Annotated in this window: 19 protein-coding genes and 2 tRNA genes; 11 read left to right on the top strand and 10 right to left on the bottom strand. The window is 67.5% G+C overall.

What is annotated here, in order from left to right; translation table 11 throughout:
• The first annotated feature begins 23 nt into the window (after positions 1–23).
• Positions 24–2,633: a VCBS repeat-containing protein gene (locus IPK85_12560; GenBank protein ID MBK8248221.1), complete on the top strand. Its 2,610-nt coding sequence runs from the start codon at positions 24–26 to the stop codon at positions 2,631–2,633.
• 110 nt (positions 2,634–2,743) lie between these two features.
• Here the strand turns inward: IPK85_12560 and IPK85_12565 are convergent, their stop codons facing one another.
• From IPK85_12565 to IPK85_12595, 7 genes are all read right to left on the bottom strand, one after another.
• On the bottom strand, positions 2,744–3,949 hold the full coding sequence (locus tag IPK85_12565; GenBank protein ID MBK8248222.1) for a glycine C-acetyltransferase: 1,206 nt from the start codon (positions 3,947–3,949) through the stop codon (positions 2,744–2,746).
• A 1-nt stretch (position 3,950) separates the two neighbouring features.
• Positions 3,951–4,979, bottom strand: a complete 1,029-nt coding sequence (gene tdh / locus IPK85_12570) for an L-threonine 3-dehydrogenase (GenBank protein MBK8248223.1) — start codon at positions 4,977–4,979, stop codon at positions 3,951–3,953.
• A 105-nt stretch (positions 4,980–5,084) separates the two neighbouring features.
• Positions 5,085–5,876 carry an SDR family oxidoreductase gene (locus tag IPK85_12575; protein ID MBK8248224.1) on the bottom strand — a complete coding sequence of 264 codons (792 nt, stop codon included), beginning with the start codon at positions 5,874–5,876 and terminating at the stop codon, positions 5,085–5,087.
• Between the two features lie 49 nt (positions 5,877–5,925).
• A complete protein-coding gene (locus IPK85_12580; GenBank protein ID MBK8248225.1) occupies positions 5,926–6,411 on the bottom strand; it encodes a hypothetical protein in 486 nt (161 codons plus the stop codon).
• An 18-nt stretch (positions 6,412–6,429) separates the two neighbouring features.
• A complete protein-coding gene (locus IPK85_12585) occupies positions 6,430–6,879 on the bottom strand; it encodes a hypothetical protein (GenBank protein ID MBK8248226.1) in 450 nt (149 codons plus the stop codon).
• Positions 6,880–6,885: 6 nt separating this feature from the next.
• Positions 6,886–9,858, bottom strand: a complete 2,973-nt coding sequence (gene fdhF / locus IPK85_12590; GenBank protein ID MBK8248227.1) for a formate dehydrogenase subunit alpha — start codon at positions 9,856–9,858, stop codon at positions 6,886–6,888.
• A gap of 145 nt (positions 9,859–10,003) precedes the next feature.
• Positions 10,004–10,234 carry a heavy-metal-associated domain-containing protein gene (locus tag IPK85_12595; protein MBK8248228.1) on the bottom strand — a complete coding sequence of 77 codons (231 nt, stop codon included), beginning with the start codon at positions 10,232–10,234 and terminating at the stop codon, positions 10,004–10,006.
• 95 nt (positions 10,235–10,329) lie between these two features.
• Between IPK85_12595 and IPK85_12600 the strand changes: the two genes are divergently transcribed.
• The 6 genes from IPK85_12600 to IPK85_12625 all read left to right on the top strand — a co-directional run bounded on the left by IPK85_12600 (position 10,330) and on the right by IPK85_12625 (position 14,953).
• Entirely contained in the window at positions 10,330–11,217 is an 888-nt protein-coding gene (locus IPK85_12600; GenBank protein ID MBK8248229.1) for an NAD(P)-dependent oxidoreductase, read from the top strand.
• A gap of 126 nt (positions 11,218–11,343) precedes the next feature.
• On the top strand, positions 11,344–12,555 hold the full coding sequence (locus IPK85_12605; GenBank protein MBK8248230.1) for a cysteine desulfurase-like protein: 1,212 nt from the start codon (positions 11,344–11,346) through the stop codon (positions 12,553–12,555).
• 33 nt (positions 12,556–12,588) lie between these two features.
• Positions 12,589–13,725: a hypothetical protein gene (locus tag IPK85_12610; GenBank protein MBK8248231.1), complete on the top strand. Its 1,137-nt coding sequence runs from the start codon at positions 12,589–12,591 to the stop codon at positions 13,723–13,725.
• Positions 13,722–14,201 (top strand): acyl-CoA thioesterase, encoded by a 480-nt coding sequence (locus tag IPK85_12615; protein MBK8248232.1) that lies wholly within the window; start codon positions 13,722–13,724, stop codon positions 14,199–14,201. The genes IPK85_12610 and IPK85_12615 overlap by 4 nt, the downstream gene beginning before the upstream one ends.
• A 45-nt stretch (positions 14,202–14,246) precedes the next feature.
• The gene (locus tag IPK85_12620) at positions 14,247–14,675 is read left to right on the top strand and encodes a DUF2203 domain-containing protein (GenBank protein ID MBK8248233.1); all 429 of its coding nucleotides are present in this window, start codon (positions 14,247–14,249) and stop codon (positions 14,673–14,675) included.
• On the top strand, positions 14,672–14,953 hold the full coding sequence (locus IPK85_12625; GenBank protein MBK8248234.1) for a hypothetical protein: 282 nt from the start codon (positions 14,672–14,674) through the stop codon (positions 14,951–14,953). The genes IPK85_12620 and IPK85_12625 overlap by 4 nt, the downstream gene beginning before the upstream one ends.
• A gap of 9 nt (positions 14,954–14,962) precedes the next feature.
• Here the strand turns inward: IPK85_12625 and rnz are convergent, their stop codons facing one another.
• Positions 14,963–15,889 (bottom strand): ribonuclease Z, encoded by a 927-nt coding sequence (rnz, locus tag IPK85_12630; GenBank protein ID MBK8248235.1) that lies wholly within the window; start codon positions 15,887–15,889, stop codon positions 14,963–14,965.
• 113 nt (positions 15,890–16,002) lie between these two features.
• Here rnz and IPK85_12635 point away from each other — a divergent pair, with 113 nt between their 5' ends.
• On the top strand, positions 16,003–16,389 hold the full coding sequence (locus IPK85_12635; GenBank protein ID MBK8248236.1) for a hypothetical protein: 387 nt from the start codon (positions 16,003–16,005) through the stop codon (positions 16,387–16,389).
• On the opposite strand, the gene IPK85_12640 is transcribed toward IPK85_12635, so the two are convergent.
• The gene (locus IPK85_12640; GenBank protein ID MBK8248237.1) at positions 16,386–17,699 is read right to left on the bottom strand and encodes a deoxyribodipyrimidine photo-lyase; all 1,314 of its coding nucleotides are present in this window, start codon (positions 17,697–17,699) and stop codon (positions 16,386–16,388) included. The two genes, IPK85_12635 and IPK85_12640, sit on opposite strands and share 4 nt — an antisense overlap.
• A gap of 336 nt (positions 17,700–18,035) precedes the next feature.
• Between IPK85_12640 and IPK85_12645 the strand changes: the two genes are divergently transcribed.
• A tRNA-Ala gene (locus IPK85_12645) sits at positions 18,036–18,108 on the top strand.
• 131 nt (positions 18,109–18,239) lie between these two features.
• On the opposite strand, the gene IPK85_12650 is transcribed toward IPK85_12645, so the two are convergent.
• Positions 18,240–19,514, bottom strand: a complete 1,275-nt coding sequence (locus tag IPK85_12650) for a hypothetical protein (protein MBK8248238.1) — start codon at positions 19,512–19,514, stop codon at positions 18,240–18,242.
• An 83-nt stretch (positions 19,515–19,597) separates the two neighbouring features.
• On the opposite strand from IPK85_12650, the gene IPK85_12655 reads away from it, so the two are divergent.
• Both IPK85_12655 and IPK85_12660 read left to right on the top strand, forming a co-directional pair.
• A tRNA-Gln gene (locus tag IPK85_12655) sits at positions 19,598–19,670 on the top strand.
• A 230-nt stretch (positions 19,671–19,900) separates the two neighbouring features.
• Positions 19,901–22,288, top strand: coding sequence for an EAL domain-containing protein (locus IPK85_12660; protein ID MBK8248239.1), 2,388 nt, complete (start codon positions 19,901–19,903; stop codon positions 22,286–22,288).
• The last annotated feature ends 52 nt before the right edge of the window (positions 22,289–22,340 follow it).

Genomic DNA, 22,340 nt, shown 5'->3' on the forward strand with positions numbered 1-22,340 from the left:
TGCGACGGCTGCATCGTGGGGGCATGCGATATCCCCTGCTGGCCGTCCTCCTGAATGCGTGGTCGCTCGCCGCGCAGTCCCCCGTCACCGTGCGCGCCGGATTGCTGGTCGATGGGACGGGGTCCGCGCGGCGAGACGTGGTGGTGACCCTCACGGGGTCGCGCGTGGAGTCGATTCGTGCGGCGCGCCGGAACGAGGTGGTGACCCATGACCTGCGGCACCTCACCCTGCTGCCCGGGTTCATCGACACGCATGTACACCTCGATGCGCACTTTGGGCCCGATGGCCGCGCCTCGAACCAGGGGGAGAACGCGGCCCAACGACAGTATGGAGCGCGCGAGAACGCCTACGCCTTGCTTCGCGCGGGGTTCACCACGGTCCAGAGCATCGGGGCCAATGCCGACCTCGAGTTGCGTGACCTGCTCGCGCGCGGCGAGATCGTTGGCCCGCGCCTGCTGACCTCACTCGCGGCCTTGAGTGACACCACACGCAGTCCCGAGCAGATCCGTGCGTGGGTGCGCGAGACCGCGTCCCGCGGAGCGGACGTCATCAAGATCTTCGCGTCCAAAAGCATACGGGAAGGGGGCGACCAGACCCTGTCAGACGCCCAGATTGCCGCGGCCTGCGAGGAAGCGCGCGCGGTGGGCAAACGGATCTGGGTACACGCGCACGCGGCGTCGGCCGTCCGAGCCGCCGCGAACGCGGGGTGCTGGGCGGTGACGCACGGGTCGCAGGTCACGGACCGCGAGCTGGCGCTGATGGCGGAGCGAGGGACGTACTTCGAGCCCAACATCGGGCTCGTGTCGCAGAACTACATCGAGCAAAAGGCCCGCTACCTGGGCATCGGGAACTACGACGAGGCCGGCTTTCGGTTCATGGAGGAGGGCATCCCGCGCAAGCTGGCGGTGTTCCGCCGGGCGATGGCGGTGCCGGGACTGAGGGTGATCAACGGGACCGATGCCACCGCCGGTGCGCACGGGCAGAACGCCCGGGAGGCCATCTACCGAGTCCAGGTGGCCGGACTGCGGCCGATGGACGCGGTGCGCCAGCTCACTGCGGTGAATGCAGCCGCGTTAGGCATGGCCGATTCGATCGGCGCCGTGTCGCCCGGGCGGCTGGCAGACCTGGTGGCGGTGGAGGGGAATCCACTGCAGGACATCACGGCCTTGCGGCGGGTCGCCTGGGTCATGAAGGGCGGGGTGGTGGCGTGGGCCCGGGGGCCACAGGTCACGCCTGGGCCGGCGTCGACGCGGACCACCGGCGTGTCGTTCACCAACGCCCCGGCCGACATGGACGGGGATGGCGATGCGGACATGTTCGTGGGGATGAACGGCGCGCCGAACCGACTCTACCGAAATGATGCAGGGGTCCTCGTGGATGTAGCGCCGGGGACGGGGGTTGCGGACGCGCGCCCCACGCGGGCGGCCGCGTGGGGGGACTATGACGGTGATGGGGACCCGGACCTCCTGGTGGGGTTCGCTCCGGGGCAGGGGAGTGTCCTCCGCCTGTACCGCAACGATGGATCACGCTTTACGGACGTGACCACGGCGGCCGGGCTGGCCCGGGATTCCGTGGCCGTGCGGCAACTCGCCTTTGTGGACCATGACGCCGACGGCGACGTGGACCTGTTCCTCGCGCTCCGCGACCGCGCCAACGCCCTGTACCGCAATGATGGAGGCCGCTTCACCGATGTCGCGGCGGCGCTCGGGGTCGCGGATCCGCGGCCGACGGTGGGCGCCCTCTGGTTCGACGCCGATGACGATGGCCACCTCGACCTGCTCACGGCCAACATGGACGGCACGGCAAACGCCCTGTGGCGCTACGACGGTGCCCGGTTCACGGACGTGTCCGGTTCTTCCGGGATCGCCGCCGGTGGGCGCTCGGTAGGGAACACGGCCTTCGGCACCGTGCGCCCCTGCGTGGCCGACGTCGACAATGATGGGCGCCTCGACGTGGTCATGGCCAACTACGGCAAGCCAGCGCTCTTCCTCAATCGCGGCGCCGGCCGGTTCGACGACGTGTCCCGCGCCTGGGGAATCGCCGTCGACGGCAAGTACGACGCGTGTGCATTGGCCGACGTCGACCATGATGGACGGATCGACCTGTACCTCAATGGAACAATTACAGGTGGGGTGAGTTATCGCGACTTCCTCTTCCGGAATACCGGCGACCGCTTCGTGGACGTCACCCCGGACAGCATTGGGGCGCAACAGGCCGACCACGGCGTGCAGTGGATCGACACCGACCAGGACGGCGACCTCGACCTCTGGTTGACGGGTTCGGCGCCTACAGGGATGCAGATGGTATGGCTGAACGCGCTGGCGCCGGCGTCCGCCGCTCGTTCCCTTGCGGTGCATGTGGTGGATGGGAAGGGTGTTGCCCGCTTCGCCGGTGCCGAGGTGCGGATCTATCGGGCCGGCACGCGACGCTTGTTAGGCACCCGGCTGGTCGACTCGGGGAGCGGGTACGATGCCCAGGGAGACGTTCCGGTCCACTTCGGGTTGGCGGCCGGGGTCTCCGCGGTGGATGTCGAGGTCACCGTGGTTGGTGCCGGCCACCGCACGGTGACCGTACGCCGCGCCGTGCTGCCCGCGCGCTACCGGGGCCGGCCGCTCACAATCGAGGTCCGGTAGGCGACGGCAGGAGTCGGGGCATTCGGGCACGGGCGGCGGGTCCACGCCTGCCGGATCAGGGGCGCTTGCTTCGCTCGCGTCTGCCGCCTGCCGTTTACCATTTGCCCGTCCTACACGAGCCCGAGCTTTCGGCCCACGGACTTGAACGCGCGCACGGCGAAGTCGATATCGTCCTTCGTATGCGCCGCCGAGAGCTGGCAGCGCACCCGCGCCGTGCCGTGCGGGACCACCGGGAAGCCGAAGCCAGTCACGAACACGCCCTCGTCCAGCAGCATGTTGCTCATCTGGATCGCGGCCGCCGTCTCGCCGACAATGATCGGGACGATCGGCGTCGCTCCTGGGATCGGCTTGAACCCCGCCTCGGTGATCTGCTCGCGGAAGTAGGTGGCGTTGTCCCGCAGGCGCTGCACCCGCTCGGGCTGAGCCTCGGTCACGCGCACGGCCTGCATCGCGCTGCACGCCACCGTGGCCGGAAGGGCGTTCGAGAAGAGTTGCGGGCGCGACCGCTGGGTGAGGATGTCACACAGCGCGGTCGACCCTGCCACAAAGCCACCTGCCGCGCCGCCCAGCGCCTTGCCTAACGTTGACGTGATCACGTCAACCTCGCCGAGTACGCCGAAGTGTTCGGCGGTCCCGCGTCCGGTCTTGCCGAGGACGCCGGTGGCGTGCGAGTCATCCATGACGACGATGGCGTCGTGGCGCCGGGCGATCTCCAGGATGTCCGGCAGCTTCGCAATGGCTCCCTCCATCGAGAAGATGCCATCAGTCCAGATGACCTTGCGCCGCGCGTCTTTGCCGGCCTCCAGTTTCGCCACGAGGTCGTCCATGTCGGCGTGCTTGTACACGCCGGTGGAACACTTGGTGATGGCCTTCGCGAGGCGCATCGAGTCGATGATCGAGGCGTGGTTCAGCTCGTCCGACAACACGAGGTCCCCGCTCTCGACGATGTTGGCCGTGAGGGCCTCGTTGGCCGTCCACGCCGAAACAAAGGTCATCGACGCCTCGGTGCCGACGAACCCGGCGAGCGCCGCTTCCAGCTCGCGATGCACCGTAAAGGTGCCGCAGATGAACCGGACGCTTCCGGTCCCGGCCCCGAACCGGTCGAGTCCGTCCTTGCCGGCCTGCACCACGCTCGGCTCGTTGCAGAGGCCGAGGTAGTTGTTGGAGGACATGATCAACACCTCGCCGCGCCCTTCCATCTGCACTCGCGGGCCCTGCGGCGAGTCGAGGTAGTTCAGGACCTTGTAGACCTTGTCCGCCTTGAGCTGGTCGATCCGGCCCTTCAGCTCGGCGTCAAAACGCGCGTTGCGTGCCATGTTAACCCACCTCGAAGATGACCTTGCCGGCTTCCCCGCTCTTGATCACGCCCATGGCTTCGTTGAAGCCCTCCAGCGGAAAGCGGTGCGTGATCACCGGCGTCGGGTCGAACTTGCCCGAGCGCAGGAACTGCGTCATCTGGATCCAAGTGTCGTACATCCGGCGGCCGACCACACCATAGATCGTGATCCCGTTGAAGATCACCTCGGTGGCCAGGTTGATCTCGAGGGGCTTGGAGGGGATGCCGAGCATCTGCACGCGGCCTCCATCCCGCACTTCGGCGAAGGCCTGGTGGATCGCCGCAGGCACGCCACTCATTTCCAGGACGACGTCGACGCCAAGCCCGTCGGTGGCCCGGTCCACGGTCGCCGTGAGTTTCGACGGATGCACGGCGTCGTGTGCGCCCATTTGGCGGGCGAGCTCAAGGCGGCGCGGGTTCACGTCGCTCGCAATCACGCGCGACGCACCCGCGGCCACGCAGATCCCGACCGCGAAGATCCCGATCGGGCCGCACCCGGTGACGAGCACCGTCGCCCCGGGGATCTCGGTCCCATGCAGGGCCGTGTGGAAGGCATTCCCCATGGGATCGTGGATCCCGCCAATGGCAAACGGGATGTTGTCGTCCAGGTGCCAGACGTTGGTGGCTGGCATCGCGATGTATTCGGCAAAACACCCGTTGCGGTCCACGCCGATGATCTTCGTGTTGGGGCAGACGTGGGCGTTCCCCGTGCGACAGAGGTGGCAGCGGCCGCAGACGATGTGGCCCTCGGCCGTCACGCGGTCGCCCACCTTCACGTCGGTCACCAGCTTCCCAACCTCGGCGACCTCGCCAGCGAACTCATGGCCCACGGTGAACGGCGGCTTGCAGCGGCCCGCCGCCCAGTCATCCCACTCGAAGATGTGGACGTCCGTTCCGCAGACGCCGGCGGCCCGGACGCGAATCAGGACTTCGTTGTCGAGGATCTTCGGGACGGGGACGTCGCGAAGGACGAACCCGGGTGCGGCGGCTTCCTTGACGAGAGCTTTCACAGTGGTGACGGCGGTGGGGCAGGCGGATGTGGCGAGCGGCCACAAAGTTGACCCGGCGTCACCCGTCGGGGTAGCTCTTGCGCAGTCCCGGGAGCGACCGCCGGCTCAGACCAGCCCGCCGATCTGTCCCCCGTCCACCTGGATGGCCGCGCCCGTCACGAAGCTCGCCCGCTCGCTCGCAAGGAATGCGACCATCGCGGCGAACTCCCTGGGGTCGCCTGACCGTCCGAGCGGAATCCCCGCGGTCCGCGCCTTGAGCACGTCCTCGATCGGCTTCCCCTCGCGTTCGGAGCGCATGCGCGCGAGTTCGATGGCACGGTCGGTGTCGAAATGACCGGGCATGACCGTGTTCACCAGCACCCCATCCTTCGCCACCTCGCTGGCGAGGGTCTTGGCGAAGCCGAGGAGCCCTGAGCGCGCCGTGTTGGAGAGTAGGAGCCCGGGTACCGGCTGTTTGGCCGCCATCGAGGTCAGGAACAAGACGCGACCCCATTTGCGCGACCGCATCCCGGGCACGCACGCGTGGGCCAGGCGAATGGAGCTCAGCAAGTTCAGGTTGATCGCAGCGAGGTATTGATCGTCCGAGGTGCTGTCGAACGTCGTGGATGGGGGGCCGCCCGCATTCGCCACGAGGATGTCGACCGACCCCATCGACCGTTCGACCTCGTGGACTACTCGCACGATCTCGTCGCGATTGGAGACGTCTCCCGCCACGGCAACTGCCTGGCCGCGGCCGACCTTGTTGATCGATGCTGCCTCGGTGGTAAGGAGTTCCGCGCGGCGGGCGACCATCGCGACGCGAGCGCCCTCGTGGGCGAGCTCGCGGGCGATCGCGAGGCCGAGTCCTGACGATGCCCCCGTGACGAGGGCGACCTTGTGCGTAAGTCCGAGATCCATGCGTTGTGAGGTGCGAACGCTCCCAATCTGGACGCGGGGCGCTGGATTGCTACCCCGTCGGCGGGAGAATCGTGACCCGTTGCGGTGTGGCCTCGGCATCGCGAGTCGCCAGGGTCTGTCGAACCGCTGCACGCACCTCGTACACACCCGGATCCACGAAGGTCACGACACCATTTGTCTCCGTGGGCGACACCCGGTGGGTGGCCCAGGCGAGGCGCTTGGTCGTGTTGGCGCCGGACGCGAGCGGCTCGGCTTGTCCGAGGCAGGTCCCAACGACGCCGTTGCTGGGGAAGGGATAGACCATCCTTCCGGCGGCGTCGTGCACCCTATAGAACGACCCCTGGCAACCTTCGAGGAACACCTCGTGATCCGAGGGATTTGTGATCCGGATCGCAACGCCTACGGGCTGACCGTGCGCGACCGTTGTCTGCGAGAGGATCACTTCAACCCGGATGACCGGCTCCTCCGCGCCGTTGACGGATCGGCACCCGACGGCCGAGGCCAAGAGCACTCCAGTCGCGACCCATCTCATCATGACGGCCTCCCGGGACGATCAACTCGTGACTGTTACGGAGGTGTAGTGATGCGTGACGTTCGCTCCCCTGACATGGAAGTTCGCCGGGCGCAGTTCGTAGACGCCGGGCGCCACGTTCGCCTGCTGCGGCGTCTCCCGCGTGATCCACACTGTTCCAAAGGTCGTGCGCGCGCCGGGGCCGAGAGTGCGCGGCCCGGTGAGGACGGCGGCACAGATGATTCCCACTGGGTGCGGCACAACCGCGCCGCGGGCATCGCGGACCTCGATGGGGAAGGCGCAGTCCGGGCTGAAGAACGTCACCGCCGCATCCCCGGCGTTGATCGCGGTCACGGTGACATTCAACGTCTGCCCGGCACGGATGGTCGACTGCGTCGCGGTCACCGTCAGGACAAGCTCACCCGCCGTCCCGGTGCTGACGCGGCAGCCCGCGAGGGCGCCACACCACGCGAGGACGGCGAGGGTTCTCATGCCGCCCTAGTCGCCGGCAACCGGCGCCGCCACCGGGGCCACCGAGACGGCGCACACCTTGAACTCCGGAATGTGCGCATACGGATCCAGCGCCGGGTTGGTCAACAGGTTCGCGGCCGCTTCGCGATAGTGCATGGGGATGAATACCTGCTTGCGGGCCACACGTTCCGACAGGCGGACGGAAATCAGGATCGTCCCACGGCGCGAGGCGACCTGGACCGTTTCCCCATCGGCGACGCCCATTTCTGCCGCGTCGGCCGGATTCAGCTCGACGATCGGCGTCGATTCCCTTGCGTCCAGGGCAAACGAGCGACGCGTCATCGTGCCCGTGTGCCAGTGGTACATCTGGCGCCCGGTATTCAGCAGGTAGGGGAACTCCTCGTCCGGGAGCTCGGCCGGCGGGAGGAACTCCACGGGATGGAACGTCGCCTTCCCGTCCTTCGTCGGGAATGCATCCGCGAACAGGAAATCCGTCCCCATGTGCTGGTGGTCATTCACCGGGTACTGTAGCCCCCCGTTGCCGTCGAGTCGCGCGTGGCTGACTCCGCGCCAGTTCGGCGTGACGCGCGCGATCTCGTCCATCACCTGGGCGGCGTTCGTGAACGGCGTAGGCAGGCCGATGCGATTGGACAGCTCGATGATGATGTCGAGGTCGGGCCGCGCGTTGCCCGGCGGGTTCACCGCCTTCTTGGACAGCTGAATGCGGCGCTCGGTGTTGACGAAGGTGCCGTCCTTCTCGGCGAACGACGACCCCGGCAGCACCACGTCCGCGTAGCGCGCCGTCTCGGTGAGGAAAAGATCCTGCACCGCGAGGAACTCCAGGTCGCGGAACCAATGCTCGGCATGGGCGACCTCGGGATCCGAGATGATCGGGTTCTCGCCCATGATGTACATCCCTTTCACCGGGGATGACTCGTCGACGATCTGCGTGACCTTGAGCCCGGCCTCGAGCGGAATGCGCTCGTCAGGCACCCCCCAGGTGGACGCAAACAGGTGCCGCACGTCGGGATTCGTCACCGACTGGTAGTCCGTATAGAACATCGGGATGGCCCCGACGTCGCTCGCCCCCTGCACGTTGTTCTGACCCCGAATCGGGATCATCGCGGCACCCCAGCGCCCGATCATCCCGGTCGCGAGCAGCAGGTTCAGGAGCGAGGTGACGATGTCGGTGCCCGTGTGATGCTGGGTGAGTCCCATTGCCCAGAGCGTGCACGACCGCGGACCGCGGGCGTAGGCTTCGGCCGCACGCCGGATCAGGTCGGCCGGGATCCCCGAGATGTGTGAGGCGCGCTCCGGCGTGTAGGGACGCACCGCCTCGCGGACGGCGTCGAACTTGTGGGTGCGACGCGCGATGAAGTCCGCGTCCTCGAGCCCCAGGGCCAGGATGTGATGCAACATCCCGTTGAGCACGGCGACGTCGGTGCCGGGCAGGGCCTGCAGGTGGATGTGCGCGCGCGACGCGAGTTCGATGCGCCGCGGGTCGCAGACGATCAAGGTGGCTCCCCGCTTGATGGCGCGCTTGATCGCCGCGCCAAAGACCGGGTGCGACTCGGTCGTGTTCGCGCCGAGGATGAAGATGACGTCCGCCTCGTGCTCGACCTCGCGCATCGAGCCCGACGCGGCGCTCGTGCTCATCGCCCGCTGCATGGCACTCACGGACGACGAGTGGCAGAGGCGCGTGCAATGGTCGACGTTGTTCGTGCCGAGCCCCCCGCGGAACATCCGCTGCAGGAGGTAATTCTCCTCGTTGGAACACTTGGCGGACTGGAACACGGCGAGGGACTTCGGGCCGCGGACGTCGCGCAGGCGCGTGAGTTCCTGGGCCGTCAGCTCCATCACCTCCTCCCACGTCGCTTCGCGGAAGGGTTCGTACCATGACGCTGGCGTCGCCACGCGGTCGCGCGGGTCGCCAAGCGAGTCCATCCCGGTTGGCGCGCGATTGAAGGGATTGGTCTTCGGTGCGCGTTTCTTCGTGCGGCCCTCGTCCTGGATCCATCCCCACGGTCCGCCGCGGCGACCCCACCCCGCGGCCTCATGGGCCGATGGATCGAAGACCCAACGGCCGTCTTGCTTCGACCAGCCGCGACGCATGAGTGGGGTCGTCAGGCGATCGCGATGCTGGATGAAGTCGGTGCCGAAGCGACCCTTCACACAGGTGCTGCCCTGATTTGGGGTGTTCTCCTCGATCCACGGCGAACGCACGTGCACCACCTGTTCGTCGCGGACCTGGAGGTCGATCTGGCAGCCCACCGCGCAGTACGGACAGACCGAGCGGACCGTGCGATCCGGCTCCGGCATGTCCTTCGAGCGGGAGCGGTCCACCATCTCCCCACCCGCCGCGCGAATCGCCATCGGGATGATGTCGTGGATGGCGCCCGTGGGGCAGACGCGCACACACTCGCCACACCAGGTGCATCCGGCGTGCTCGGGATTGCCGTCCGCCCCAACGATGATCTGCGCATGGTCGCCGCGGTGCGCCACGTCCAGCACCCCGACCACCTGGATGTCCTCACACGCCCGCACGCAGCGCGTGCAGAGGATGCAGGTGGACATGTCGTGCTGGATGATCGGGTCGCCGTCGCGCTCGTCGCCGGTGCGCAGCGGAAGGTCGTGGGACCGCGTGGTCGGCACGTCATACCGCCGCACCAGCTGCTCGAACTCGTTGCGATACCCGCCAGCCGGGATCTCGTCGACCGGGTATCGCTCCAGCAGCATCGACAACACCCCCTGCCGGTTCCGGATGGCGCCGAGCGACTCGGTTGTCACCACCATCCCCTCGGCCACCGGGGTCGCGCACGCTGGGACCAATTTCGGATTCCCGGCGACGCTCACCAGGCAAATGCGGCAGTTCCCGACCGTGGGGAGCTTCGGGTACCAACACAGCGTCGGGACGTCGATCGCGAGGGCCCGGGCGGCGTCGAGGATCGTGGCGCCGTCCGGGGCAGATGTCGCGATTCCGTCGATGGAGAGCTGAGGCATGGGCAGGCTTGAGGGGCGCTGATGCAAGATGCAGGGACGGCACGGGGCGACGGGAGGGGTGCGCGGGGCTGGCCGACCGCCCGGCCACCTCTAGCGGCGTGCTCCCCACACCCGACACATCCACGAAAATGACTACATCTGCGCCTTAAATGACGCGCAGGGTGCGACCGTTCGTTGTCACCGATTCCACCCCATACGGGGTGGCACTAAGCGCTTCCCGGACGGCGTCCGTGGTGATGGACTCGCGGTGTTCCAGAACCGCGGTGCCTACATGGACCTCTGCACTGTCCACGCCGTCCAGGGCCATCAGCGCGGTGCGGACCGCGCGCACGCAGTGCACCGTGCGCATCCCCGTGAGGCGGATCGTGGTGATCACGGCAGGGCGAACGGTTTCGAGGGCATGCCCGGAAACGTACCTTAGGCGGCAACCCCAGCGGTCGGGCGCTTGCACCCGACGAGGTCCGCGTCCCCATGAAGGTTTCGTTTCTCGGTCTCGGCGCCATTGGTACTCCCATGGCGCGACACGTCGCTGCCAAGGGTGACCTGACCATCTGGAATCGCACCGCAAAGACCGCGGCGGCATTCGCTGAGACGGAACGCTGCGTGGTGGCGCCAACGCCGCGAGACGCTGGCGCCGCGTCGCCCGTGGTCATCACCTGTCTCCCCACGAGCCGCGAGGTGGAGTCTACCCTCGACGGCCCGGAGGGGCTGCTCGCCGGGATGGTGACTGGCTCGCTCCTGGTGGACTGTACCTCCGGGGACCCGGCGTCGTCGCGACGGATCGCGGCCCGCCTGGCCGAGCGCGGCATCGCCTTCCTGGACGCCCCGGTGAGCGGCGGCGTGATTGGGGCCGTCAATGGAGCCCTCACCGTGATGTGCGGCGGAGACGAGGAAACATTCGCGCGTGCCCTCCCAGCGCTGCAGATGTTCGGGAAGAAGATCGTGCTGGTGGGGCCGGTTGGCGCCGGGCACGCACTGAAGGCCGTCAACAACGCCTGGCTTGCCACCCATATCTGGGCCGCCGCCGAGGGACTCGCTGCGCTGGCGAAGGCTGGGGTCAAGCCGAGCGTGGCGCTCGACGTGATCAACGCCTCCAGCGGGAGGTCGAATACCTCGGAGAACCTGGTGCCGCAGCGCGTGGTGACCGGCGCCTTCCCGCGAACGTTCAAGCTGGCCCTGCTCGAGAAGGACGTGGCGATTGCCGCCGAGTTCATGCGAGAGCAGCGCATCCCGTCCGCGGTAACCCAGCAGGTGGCGGAGCTGTTCCGGGTCGCACGCGACATGTTGGGCGAGGAGGCGGATCACGTGGAGGCCGTGCAGCTCATCGAACGTTGGAGCGGCGTGGAGATCCGGGGTTGACGGCAGGCCGCGTCCAAGTAGTGCTTCGGGCCTGCCGTCTGCCGTCTGCCGTCTGCCGTCTGCCGTCTGCCGTCCGCCGTCTGCCGTCTGCCGTCTGCCGTCTCATCCCCGTTACTGCCCCATCCCGTGCTCACCACCGCCCAGATCCGCGCCCACTTTCCCGCACTTGCCCGCCAGCACAACGGGCTCCCGGTCGCCTACTTCGATGGCCCAGGGGGTACACAGGTGCCCACGAATGTCGGCGAGGCGATGCTCGACTATCTGTATCACCACAACGCCAACACCCATTGGGCGTATCCGAGCAGCGTGGAGACGGATGCGCTGTTGGCGTCGGCGCGCCAGGCCGCAGCGGACTTCGTCAATGCCGCGCCGGGCGAAGTCGTCTTTGGCAACAACATGACCACGATCACCTTCCATGTCTCGCGTGCCCTGGGGCGTGGGTGGGGCGCTGGCGACGAGGTGGTCGTGACCGAACTCGACCACCACGCCAACCAGGCGCCCTGGCAGGCGCTCGCTCGTGAGCGCGGGATCACGGTCCGCGTCGCCCGCATGCACGCGGACACCGGAACCCTCGACTGGGCGCATCTCGAATCCCTGGTGAACCCGCGCACCCGTCTCCTGGCGATCGGTGCGGCGTCGAACGCGTTAGGCACGATCAACGACATCCCGCGGGCAACCGCGTTGGCGCGCCACGTGGGTGCGCTCACGTTCGTCGATGCGGTGCACTTCGCGGCGCATGGCGTCGTTGACGTCCGCGCCTGGGACTGCGACTTCCTCGCCTGTTCGTCGTACAAGTTCTACGGTCCGCATGCTGGGATCCTCTACGGCCGCGCGTCCCTGCTGCAATCGCTGGACGTCCCCAAGCTCATCCCGGCACCCGACGAGGCGCCGGAACGCCTGGAGACGGGGACGCAGAACCACGAAGGGATCGTCGGCATCGGCGCCGCCATCGATTTCATCGCCGCCGTGGGAGACGGCGCCTCGCGGCGCGAGCGACTTGTCTCCGCCATGACGGAGCTCCATCGGCGCGGTGATGCACTCATCGATCGCTTGTGGCGGGGGCTCGCCGCCGTGCCGGGCGTTACCCTGTACGGCCAAGTACCTGGGACGGGACCACGAACACCCACCTTGTCGTTCGTGAAAGAGGGCGTGCATCCCACAGACCTGGCCCGGAAGCTCGTCACGCGAGGACTTTTCCTCTCGGACGGCGATTTTTACGCGACCACGGTGATCGAGCGTCTGGGCTGCTCCGAGACCGGGGTCGTGCGCGCCGGCTGCGCGTGTTACACCACGGAGGACGAGGTCGACCGCCTGATTGACGCCGTGCGCACGGTGTAGGGCGCGCGGCGCGGCCCGCGTATCTTACGCGCCATGCGGTTCCTCCTCGTCGTCGGGCTCGTCACGGCGTGTGCGCCAACGCCGGAGCGGGTTCCCCCCCTCGATGCGGCCTTTGTCCTCGCCGCCGGCGATTCGACGTTCCTCGTCGAACATGGGGCGCGAGGATTCGAGGTGCATCGGGCGCCCATTCTCCTCGCGCGGCTCGACGGCCGCTTTGAGGAGCTCTACATCGTTGATCGCGACTATTCGTTCCCTCGGGCGCTGTTTGTCAGCCAGGCGGTGTATCGGCGGGACCTCCTCTCGGGAGACTCCACGCTGGTGTGGGAGGATCCCGAGGTCGCCGCCATCGCCGCCCGCTACCACCAGCGGCACCCTGGCGAACGCCCGCTGGGCCCTGATGACGAACTGCTGGACGACAGCACCACCCAGGCGACGACCGACACCGAGCTGCTCGACGCGGTGGGGCCGTACCTGAACATCGAGTTCCACCTGGATGTGGATGCCGCCCCGGAGGCGCATACCCACCGGTCGCTGCGGCGAGTGCTCGACCTTCGCTCGGGCCGCGTCGTGTCCCTTGCGGATCTCACGGATTCAGCCACGGTGCCGACGGCCCTCGCGGCGGGGGAGCGGCTGTTCCGCGAGGCCCGTGACTCGGTGCAGCGGGCGACGGATGCTCGGGCGGCGCGGGCGCGCGAGGTCGTGGGTGCCTTTCGCTTCGACCCGACCTCGTTCGAGCTCGTCGACGTCGACTCGTCGGCGGTCGCCTCGTTTTTCGCGGTCGGGCAGGGCGCCAGCACGGCAGGGTACGTGCTCCCGGTGGGAGACGTGCCCCTCCAGCCCACAGGCTGGTATCGCGCCTACCGTGATACGCGCCCCGCGTCGTTTGACTCCACTCGGCTGGAGTGGCGCGACACGTCGTGGACCCTCGTGGCCACCGCCCGGGCGGATCGCGCCGCGGCCGTCCTGACCCTCGTGGTGAACGGCAGCTCACACGCGATTACTGAAGTTCCCATGCCCGTGCGCCGACTCTATCGGTTGTCCTCGTCGGTCGCGGACCACAGCTGGCGCCAGGCCCTGCGCCGGGCGTTTGCCCAGTGGGCCAGCGACGCGGTGGTCGCTCCGGCCGCATCCCCACGCCCGTCTTCCTCCCGCCTCCCGGGTTCCGCATGAGTTCTCCGACGGCCACACGCACGCCACGCGACTCCGAGGCGATTGTCGCCGACCTCATGATGCCGCACCAGGCCAACGGACTGAAGCAGCCGTCCGTCTTTGGCGGCATCATCATGGGCATGGTCGATCGCTGTGCCGCCCTCGCCGCGATGCGGCACTCCGGCGGGCAGGTCACGACCCTCTCGATTGATCGGATCCTGTTCAAGGAGCCCATTCGCGTAGGGGAGTTGGTCGAGATTCGGTCGCGGGTCGTTTTCGTCGGTCGGACGTCGATGGCCGTTGTCGCGCAGGTCTATGCGGAGAACATGAGCACCGGCGTGCGGCGGCACACCAACGAGTGCTGGCTCACCTTCGTGCATCTCGATGAACACGGCCAACCTGCCGCGGTGCCGCCCCTCAAGGTGGAGACGGCCGAAGACCGCCACATGTACGACCTGGCGGCGAAGCGGCGCGAGCATGCGCTGGCGAGCGGCTGACCGGTGGGGTTGAATCAGAGCAGTCGACTCGCCACCCTTCAGCACATGACGTCCCGTTTCTCGCTCGACCTCGCGAACCGAATGCTCCCCCTGGTGAGCCGGATCGTCGGTGATATTCTGGACCACTATCGACAGTGGCAGCAGGCCGTCGAGGCGTTTGAGGTGGCGACTGCGAATGCACGCGTCGACCGACCGTCGCCGGAAGCGGAGGCGCACCAGCGCCGGGCACAGGTCCTCGCTACCGACATCCAGGGGTTCCAGTCCGAACTCGCCAACCTCGGCGTGGAGTTCAAGGGGTTCGAGCTGGGCTTGGTCGATTTCCCTGGCGAAATCGACGGTCATCCGGTGATGTGGTGCTGGAAATTCGGTGAGACGGCGGTACAGCACTGGCACGAAGTGGACGCGGGGTTCGCCGGGCGCCAGCCGGTGGAGACCCTCCTCGCGTCGAACGCTCCTCCCGAACGCGAGCCATGAAGAAGCCCTTTCGCGGTCCCGACGGCACCTGGTGGGGTGTCGAGGTCGCCATGCCCTCGCACAGCAGCGCGATGGTGATCTTCCATCACCCAACCGGCGAAACCGCGCGCCTCAATCGTTACGCGTGGGTCAACGCGCGGGACGCCGGGGCCATGGACCCGAGCTCCGTGCTGTCCACCGGCGCGGTGACCGGCGCGCTGGATGATCGCGCCTTGTCGCGCATCTTCCGCCGTTCCATGCCGATCAGCACCGATCGGCCGACGTTCATCGCGTCGTAACAGCGACTCCTACGTCGCGTCCGGGAACGGAACGTCGATCTCCATGCCGTCGCGCGCGACCTGAACCACCGGGAACACTTCACGCGCCTCCCGTTCGAGGTCGGAGGTGTCCCGCGTGTACCGCGCGGAGAGGTGCGTCAAGACCAGGCGACGGACCTCGGCGTCGCGTGCGACACCGGCCGCTTCCCGGGCCGTGCTATGCCCGGTTTCCCCTGCTCGAGCCGCTTCTTCGTCTCCGAAGGTGGACTCATGGACCAGCAGGTCCGCTCGATGGGCGGCCTCAACGGTCTCGTCGCAAGGCCGGGTATCGCCTGTAATCACCACCCGTCGCCCCGGCCGCGTGGGACCAACCAGCATGGCGGGCTCGACCACGCGTCCGTCATCGAGCGTGATGGCTTGCCCCTTGTGGATACGCCCCCAGAGTGGCCCCTCTGGAATGCCCATCGCGCGTGCGGTGTCGGGGTCGAAGCGCCCCAGACGATCGTGCTCGACCAAGGCCCAGCTGATCGCCACTGCCCCCCGGTGGCGGGCCTGGACGGCGCGCATCTCGTAGTCGCCGCGCGGCAACACCGCTCCCGGCTCAACCTCGGTGATCTCGAGCGGATAGGTCAGCCGATCGGCGCCGAGCGTCTCGCAACGCTGTAGCACCCGTTCCGCCCCTCTGGGGCCCCAGCATCGAAGCGGCTCGACCCGGCCCTGCAGGGCCAGGGTGCGCATGAGTCCCGCGATCCCCAGAAAGTGGTCGGCGTGGAAGTGCGAGAAGAAGATGTCGTTGAGGGAGAACGAGACACCGTAGCGCATCATCTGGCGCTGCGTCCCCTCGCCGCAATCCACGAGCAGGGTCTCGCCCTCCCGTTCGACGGCGATGGACGTGACGCCGCGTTCGACCGTGGGACGCGACGCCGAGGTCCCAAGGAATCGGACGATGAGCGGCATGGCGCGGGAATATAGCGGCCCTGTAACAGCGGTCCCCCGCCGTGAAGTGTGACGCACATCGCTGAGGCCGGCGTGGGCGCGACCCACATTCGGCGCACCAGGAGGCAGTCGCCATGACGGAGAAGAGCAAGCGCGGGTTCGCGTCGATGGACCCGGAGCGCCAGCGTGAAATCGCGAGCAAGGGGGGGCGTGCCGCCCACGCCAAGGGCACCGCACACGAGTGGTCGAAGGAAGAGGCCAGGCAGGCCGGTCACAAGGGCGGTGTGGTGATCAGCCGGAACCGCGATCATATGTCGATGATCGGTCGCGAGGGGGGCGAGGCCAGGAGCCGCCTGACCGCCGAGCTGCGGCTGAACGGGACGGCGCCGCGCCGCTTTGTGGAGCGGGCCGCTGGAATGGCACACGGCACGGAGGTGCACGATGACGTGGCGCCGCCGCCGCGGTACGGTGAGCGGATGGCCGAGGCCGATCGCCCCCTGGCGCCTACACCGAGAGATTAGTCTGCCGGGGGCGTCCACCGCGCCACGTATTGGTCCACGTCCCATTTCTCTCGTGCCCGTGTGAGGGACATGGGACGGATCAGCCCGAAGACCGGGCGATTGTAGAACGGCCGGTCGAACTTCCCGAAGCACCACTGGACCCCGGCATAGCTGCCGGGGTCTCGTCCGTCGAGGCCGTATTTGTTGTTAAGGTGGAGTGCCCAGGCCAGTCCCTGGCTGTAGCTGGGCGCCCAGGCCAGGAAGTGCTTGCCCCATAACATTCGCACCACGTTGTGCATCATGCCGGTCTGCATGAGCTCGTGCTGTGCGGCGTTCCACAGGGGGTCGTGCGTCGTTGCGGACTCGAACCTGGCGAGCGAGTAGCTGCCGTCGCGGGGATCGGCAGCATGGTCGGCCATCGTCTTGTGGACCCATGGTGGGAGCGCATCGAGCGAGGCGTAGCGCGGATTGCGCAGGCAGAAGTTGAGGGCCAGTTCGCGCCAGACCACCAGTTCGTTCAGGAAGGCATCGACCTGATCGGCCGGCCCCGCTTCCAGCGCCGTCCGCGCCACTTCGGCGGCCGCGATCTGGCCGAAATGCAGGTACGGGGAGAGGCGGCTGGATCCGACGTCGTCGTTAGGGTCGACGCGCCGCCGACTGTATTGTGGCAGGGTGTCGCGACAAAAGGCCAGAAGGCGCGCTCGCGCGGCGGACAGTCCGCTGGTGAGCGCGGCGGCAGGGACGGTGTGGTCGATGTCGCAGCGTGCCACCTCGCCCGCGATGTCGAGGGAGGCGAAATCCACGGCCGCACCGGGCAGGGAGCGGACCAGATCCTCCCGGGCCCGGACACGGGGGGGGCGATCTTCGACGCGCTGCAGCGCGTGTGTGAGCCAGGGGAGCAACCGCGGTCGGATGGTGCGCGCCGCGTATTCCTCCTTCTCGAAGATCCCGGACGGCACAATGGCATACGACTCGATGGCGACCATCCGGCAGTCCACGCGCTGTGCCACGCGGGCATTCCGCTCGGCGATGCCGGCCGTTGGGAAGAGGTCGGTGACCACGAGCGCCGCGCGAGCGGCCAGGGCGTCGACGACTCGAGGATTGTCCGCGCGATCATGGCGCAGGACGAATCGATAGGTGAGGCCCTGCGAACGCGCGGCGACCGCCAGTTCCGCGGCGTTGGAGAGGATGAAGTGGTGAATGCGGTCGTTCGCGTGCGGATAGGTGGGGTCCAGCCCCTGGTGCACGATGAGCGGTAGGCCCAGACGGTCCGCCTGGAGGGTGGCGAAGCGGAGTGCCCAGTTCTCTTGAAGGCGGTGCGTGGCCTGCATCCAGTAGACGACGTATTCCCCGTCAGACCGCGTTCTGTGGTTGTTGAGTCGCACCCCCCGTCGGGAGATTTGGGCGCGGACATACGGGTGCTCTAGTGGCAGGGGGGCGTCGGGTCTCATTTCGCGGTCGGCGGAACTTTCCGGTGGCTTCGCTGGTATCTAGCGTATGAACAGGGAGCCAAGTGCATGTGGTTCCAAGGGTTGCATGGCCGGCGGTTGACACGAGGAATGGCTCCACTAGGTTTCGGCATCGACTCGGCCCGGTTTGTGCGGGGCCGGTTTGTTACGCCGGAGTGCGACCGTCGTATAAGAGCGGAAGCGTTCTCCAGGTTTATCGGGGCTGTAGCTCAGTTGGGAGAGCGCTGCGTTCGCAATGCAGAGGTCAGGGGTTCGACCCCCCTCAGCTCCATAGATTTGCGGTACCTGGGCAGGATTCAGCCAGCCGTCGTTCGGTAGGACGTAGAGTTCCAATGACGACGCGCTTGGCGACTCCCGGCGCACCGCTCCCTCACTGGCCGCCCTCGTGCGGCCAGTTGTGTTTCAGGGGGCGAGCGCGGCGATGTCGCGACGAAGGGCCTCGAAACAGGCCGCGAGGAACCGATTCTCCTCGACCTCCGTTTGGCCCTCGTACTCGCCGAAAGCGGTCGCCCCAAGCCCGCCCAACCACCGCATGATCGCGCTTTCGTGAACGACGAGGCGGAGGTGGCGGAGGCTCATGGTCTGGGACGCGAGATCGTCCCGCACACCAAGGCGAAGCTCGACTCCGCGTCCGGCGAAGGGCGTGCGCAACGGGGTCCGGATCAATTGGTTGGCCGCCAACGGAAAGCGCCATTCAGGCTCCCGTTGCCAGCGCACGGCGATGCCACGATGGCGCGCATCGCCCTCGAAGGTCATGGTGCCGACAAGCCGTCGAAAGCCGACGCGGAAGATCTTGAACTTGACTGACGCGTCCGCGTGCAGCTGAAGGGTGTCGGGTAGCGGGCGGGGTGGCCCATCGAGGGCGACCCAGTGTCGATCCCGGGCGCGGACGACGATGCGGACGTGACCCGGAGTGCCGACGAGGGAGAGGTAGCGGGCGCCCTGCGGGTCAACCAGGGTCGCCGTGTAGTCGGCCGGCATGAGGTAGCGGTCGATCCATGCCGCGAACGACGGAGCCTCACGACGCAGGGAGTCTGGCTGCCAGGCGATGTCGAGGGTCAGCTGGGTGCTGCCGTCGGCGGCCGGTGTACTCCGCAGGGAGTCGATGTGAAACAGGCGCCCAAACTGCCGTGAGGCCAGGGGGAGCACCCGCTCGAGGTTGCCGCGGACCTGGGGCCCCGTCATGCCCTCAAAGGCTGTGAGGAGGTACCGGATGCCGTTGGCCACGGCCGCTGCGGGTGCGCTGCCAATCGCGTGATCGACGATCGTGATCCACTCGTACGTCGACGGGGTCACCTTTCGCAGCCGGATGTAGTGCCGCTCTCCGCCAAGCCTCCGGGGGTACGGGGAGTTGGGGGTCGCGCGGAAGTGGTAGGTCGGTCCCTGCAAGGCGGCGTCGAGGTACAGGGCCTGAGAGGAGTCCGGGGCGCCACGGATCATCCAGAGCGAGGAGTCTCGAAAGAGGCGCGACGGCGCCAGGGCGTATTGGCCCATCAGGGGGCGCGCCGCGGCGAAGGTGGAGTCCCGGCTCACGTTCGTGAAACGGTAGGCGAAGGCGGCCGCCGCTTCGTCGGCTCCGCGGCGTGCGCTGGGGAGGTCAGAGCCCCATCGGGGGAGTGAATCGCCACATGCGGTGACGAGGGCCAGGAGGCAGACGGTGGGCGAGCGACCGATCACGGGTGTGGATTGGGGGGTGCCACGTGGCGGGGGGTGACGGTAGTTTCTTTACGCCGCGTGTGCCGTGAATGGTTCACCGGAACTGCCCCTTGGTGTAACTGGCAACACGTCTGACTCTGGATCAGAAGAGTCCTGGTTCGAGCCCAGGAGGGGCAACTGCAAAGAGGCCGCGTGAGCGGCCTCTTTTTTGTTGCCCCGCCTGGGCTCGCGCCTTGCTGGGAGACGCCGCCTTGAGATAAGGCCCGCGGGTTGTTGCGGCCGAGGGTAGCGGAGAGCGGGATGATTGGCGGACGCCAAGAATTTTGTGGTCCGCAGGAAGGACTTTCCGGGTGACCCGCAGCGGGGTGGGCAGTCCCTGAGGATAGGGCAATTCGCCCGGTCTCGTCATGCCGAACCTCGACCCGCGCCAACCCGACTTCGACGCCGATACGACGGCGGTGCTCCGCGAGCAGTACTCGCGCGCGGAGCGGGTGGTGAATGCGTTCCGGATCGGCATCCTCGGAGCACTCGCGATCGCTGCGACGGTGTATGCGCCGTATCTGGCCGCAAACCTCAATGCCGCCAACTCTCTGGTGCTGGCGCCGCTGCTCTTCTGGGCGATCCTGCAGCACTTCTTGTGGCATTCGCGCACCTTGCACACGCCGCGGTTGCGGGTCATCAACGCGATTCTCGACGTGTCGGCCGTGTCCGCCATTGCGTTGGCGTACGGGGTGTTCGAGAGTGCCAACCTCGCGATCAAGTCGCCGATCCTCAGCGCGTATTTCGTCATCCTTGCAGCGCGCCCGTTCAGCGGATCGCCGCACCTCGCGACGTTGACCGGGCTGACGGCCATCGGGCAGTACTTGGCGGTCGTGGCGTTCCTGGTCGTGTCGGGTCGTCTTGAGCTGCACATGGATCCCCAGCTCACGGCGGTGGCCCCCGGCACCTCGTTTCTGGATGAGGGTGCCAAGGTGCTGTTCCTGGCCGTGAGCACCGCCGTCGCCAGCTATGCCACCTCCTGGAACCGGCGGACGCTGCAACAGGCCGTCGGCGCTCGACGCGACTTCGAGGCGCGTTTCAAGGCGGTCTTCGAGCATTCCGCCGTTGGGGTGGCCCTTCTTGATGACGGTGGCCGCATCGTGGAGGCCAACGATGCCATGTCACGCCTGGTCGGTGGTTCCAACCTGCACTTGATCGGACGGCAGGTGCATGAATTCGCGCCGATGGAGCACCGAGAGGCGGGCGCTGCGCTCGTCTCCAGTATTGTCAGTGGCGGGGAACCGTCGTCCGCTGCCGAGTTGCGCTTCCTGCGAGGCGATGGCACCGAGGTGTGGGCCTCCGTGACGGTGTCGCCCGCTCGTGGCGCCCGCAACGTGCGGCTCATTGCACTCGCCGAGGATGTTACCGAGCGCAAGGCCCTCGAAGCGCGCCTCTTGCACCAGGCGTTTTACGACGGTCTGACGGGGCTCGCGAATCGCTCGCTGTTTCGCGATCGCGTGGAGCATGCGCTCGCGCGGTCTGTGCGCGACCGGGCGAGCGTCGTCGTGTTGTTCCTCGACCTCGATCACTTCAAGAACGTTAATGACACCCTGGGGCATGCGTCGGGCGACGCGCTGTTGCGCATCGTGGCCGGCCGCCTGCTCAATGCGACGCGCGGCAGTGATACGGTCGCCCGCCTCGGCGGGGATGAGTTCGCCGTGCTGTTGGAGAATGCGCGCACCGATGCGGAGGCGACCATTGTCGCCGAGCGCGTCGTGCAGAGCCTGCAGACGGCCATCGAGCTGACGCCAGGTCAGGCGGTTCGCGTGTCGACCAGCATTGGCATCGCCCGCGCGGCGGAGCTGGACACCGTGGACGAACTGCTCCGGAACGCCGACGTCGCCATGTATGCTGCCAAGGCATCCACGCGCGGTGGTTTCGCGTTTTTTGATCAATCCATGCACACCGCGCTCGTGGATCGCGTGATGCTGGAGGCCGACCTGCGCCGGGCGATCGACGACCGTGAGCTGTGGGTCGCCTACCAACCCATCGTGGACCTCGAGACCGGACGGATCAGCGGGATGGAGGCCCTCGCGCGCTGGCAGCATCCGCTCAAGGGCGCGATCCAGCCCGCCACGTTCATCCCAGTCGCGGAAGAAACCGGGATGATCATCGCGGTCGGGAGCATGGTTCTCGTGGAGGCGTGCCGTCAGGTCGCCCAATGGAACGTCGATCGGGCCCAGCCGCTGACGGTCACGGTAAACCTGTCGGCCGCGCAGTTGCAGTCCGAAACGTTGCTGGACGACGTGGCGGGGGCGCTCGCCGGGCCGGGGTTGCTCCCCAGATGCCTGGTGCTCGAAATCACGGAGAGCGTCCTCATGCAGAATGGCTCGGGAGCCCTTGAGCGTCTGCGCGCCCTGAAAGCCCTGGGGGTCCAGCTCGCCGTGGACGACTTCGGGACGGGGTACTCGTCGCTGAGCTACCTGCAGCAGTTCCCCGTGGACATCCTCAAGATCGACCGTTCGTTCACGAGCGGGCTGACGCGTGGTCCGAACCAGGATGCACTCGCGCGAACGATCATCGCCCTGGGTGACCTGCTGACCTTGCGGACCATCGCCGAGGGCGTGGAGCTGGAACAACAACATGAGCGCCTCAAGGAACTCGGGTGTTCCCATGGCCAGGGATACTTGTTCAGCAAACCCCTGACGGCGCGCGAGATGGGGATGCTGGTGGATGGGCACGCGCTGCCTGCACGGCCGCTGCCGGCGCTTAGCCATTCCGCACCGCTGGCGGCCTCGGCCGTTGGCGAGTTGTGACCCACGTCGCTTGTTGCCGAGCACGCCGGGGGTAATGTTCCGTGGTCGCGGC

This window comes from Gemmatimonadota bacterium, from assembly GCA_016712265.1.
GTDB lineage: Bacteria > Gemmatimonadota > Gemmatimonadetes > Gemmatimonadales > Gemmatimonadaceae > RBC101.

Bases quoted from the DNA above. Each gene is read 5' to 3' on its own strand.
- IPK85_12615 (MBK8248232.1), top strand. From the start codon at position 13,722: ATGAGTTCTCCGACGGCCACACGCACGCCACGCGACTCCGAGGCGATT.
- IPK85_12560 (MBK8248221.1), top strand. From the start codon at position 24: ATGCGATATCCCCTGCTGGCCGTCCTCCTGAATGCGTGGTCGCTCGCC.
- IPK85_12600 (MBK8248229.1), top strand. From the start codon at position 10,330: ATGAAGGTTTCGTTTCTCGGTCTCGGCGCCATTGGTACTCCCATGGCG.
- IPK85_12580 (MBK8248225.1), bottom strand. From the start codon at position 6,411: ATGATGAGATGGGTCGCGACTGGAGTGCTCTTGGCCTCGGCCGTCGGG.
- IPK85_12635 (MBK8248236.1), top strand. From the start codon at position 16,003: ATGACGGAGAAGAGCAAGCGCGGGTTCGCGTCGATGGACCCGGAGCGC.
- IPK85_12575 (MBK8248224.1), bottom strand. From the start codon at position 5,876: ATGGATCTCGGACTTACGCACAAGGTCGCCCTCGTCACGGGGGCATCG.
- IPK85_12585 (MBK8248226.1), bottom strand. From the start codon at position 6,879: ATGAGAACCCTCGCCGTCCTCGCGTGGTGTGGCGCCCTCGCGGGCTGC.
- rnz (MBK8248235.1), bottom strand. From the start codon at position 15,889: ATGCCGCTCATCGTCCGATTCCTTGGGACCTCGGCGTCGCGTCCCACG.
- IPK85_12565 (MBK8248222.1), bottom strand. From the start codon at position 3,949: ATGGCACGCAACGCGCGTTTTGACGCCGAGCTGAAGGGCCGGATCGAC.
- IPK85_12625 (MBK8248234.1), top strand. From the start codon at position 14,672: ATGAAGAAGCCCTTTCGCGGTCCCGACGGCACCTGGTGGGGTGTCGAG.
- IPK85_12610 (MBK8248231.1), top strand. From the start codon at position 12,589: ATGCGGTTCCTCCTCGTCGTCGGGCTCGTCACGGCGTGTGCGCCAACG.
- IPK85_12620 (MBK8248233.1), top strand. From the start codon at position 14,247: ATGACGTCCCGTTTCTCGCTCGACCTCGCGAACCGAATGCTCCCCCTG.
- IPK85_12640 (MBK8248237.1), bottom strand. From the start codon at position 17,699: ATGCAGGCCACGCACCGCCTTCAAGAGAACTGGGCACTCCGCTTCGCC.
- IPK85_12660 (MBK8248239.1), top strand. From the start codon at position 19,901: ATGCCGAACCTCGACCCGCGCCAACCCGACTTCGACGCCGATACGACG.
- fdhF (MBK8248227.1), bottom strand. From the start codon at position 9,858: ATGCCTCAGCTCTCCATCGACGGAATCGCGACATCTGCCCCGGACGGC.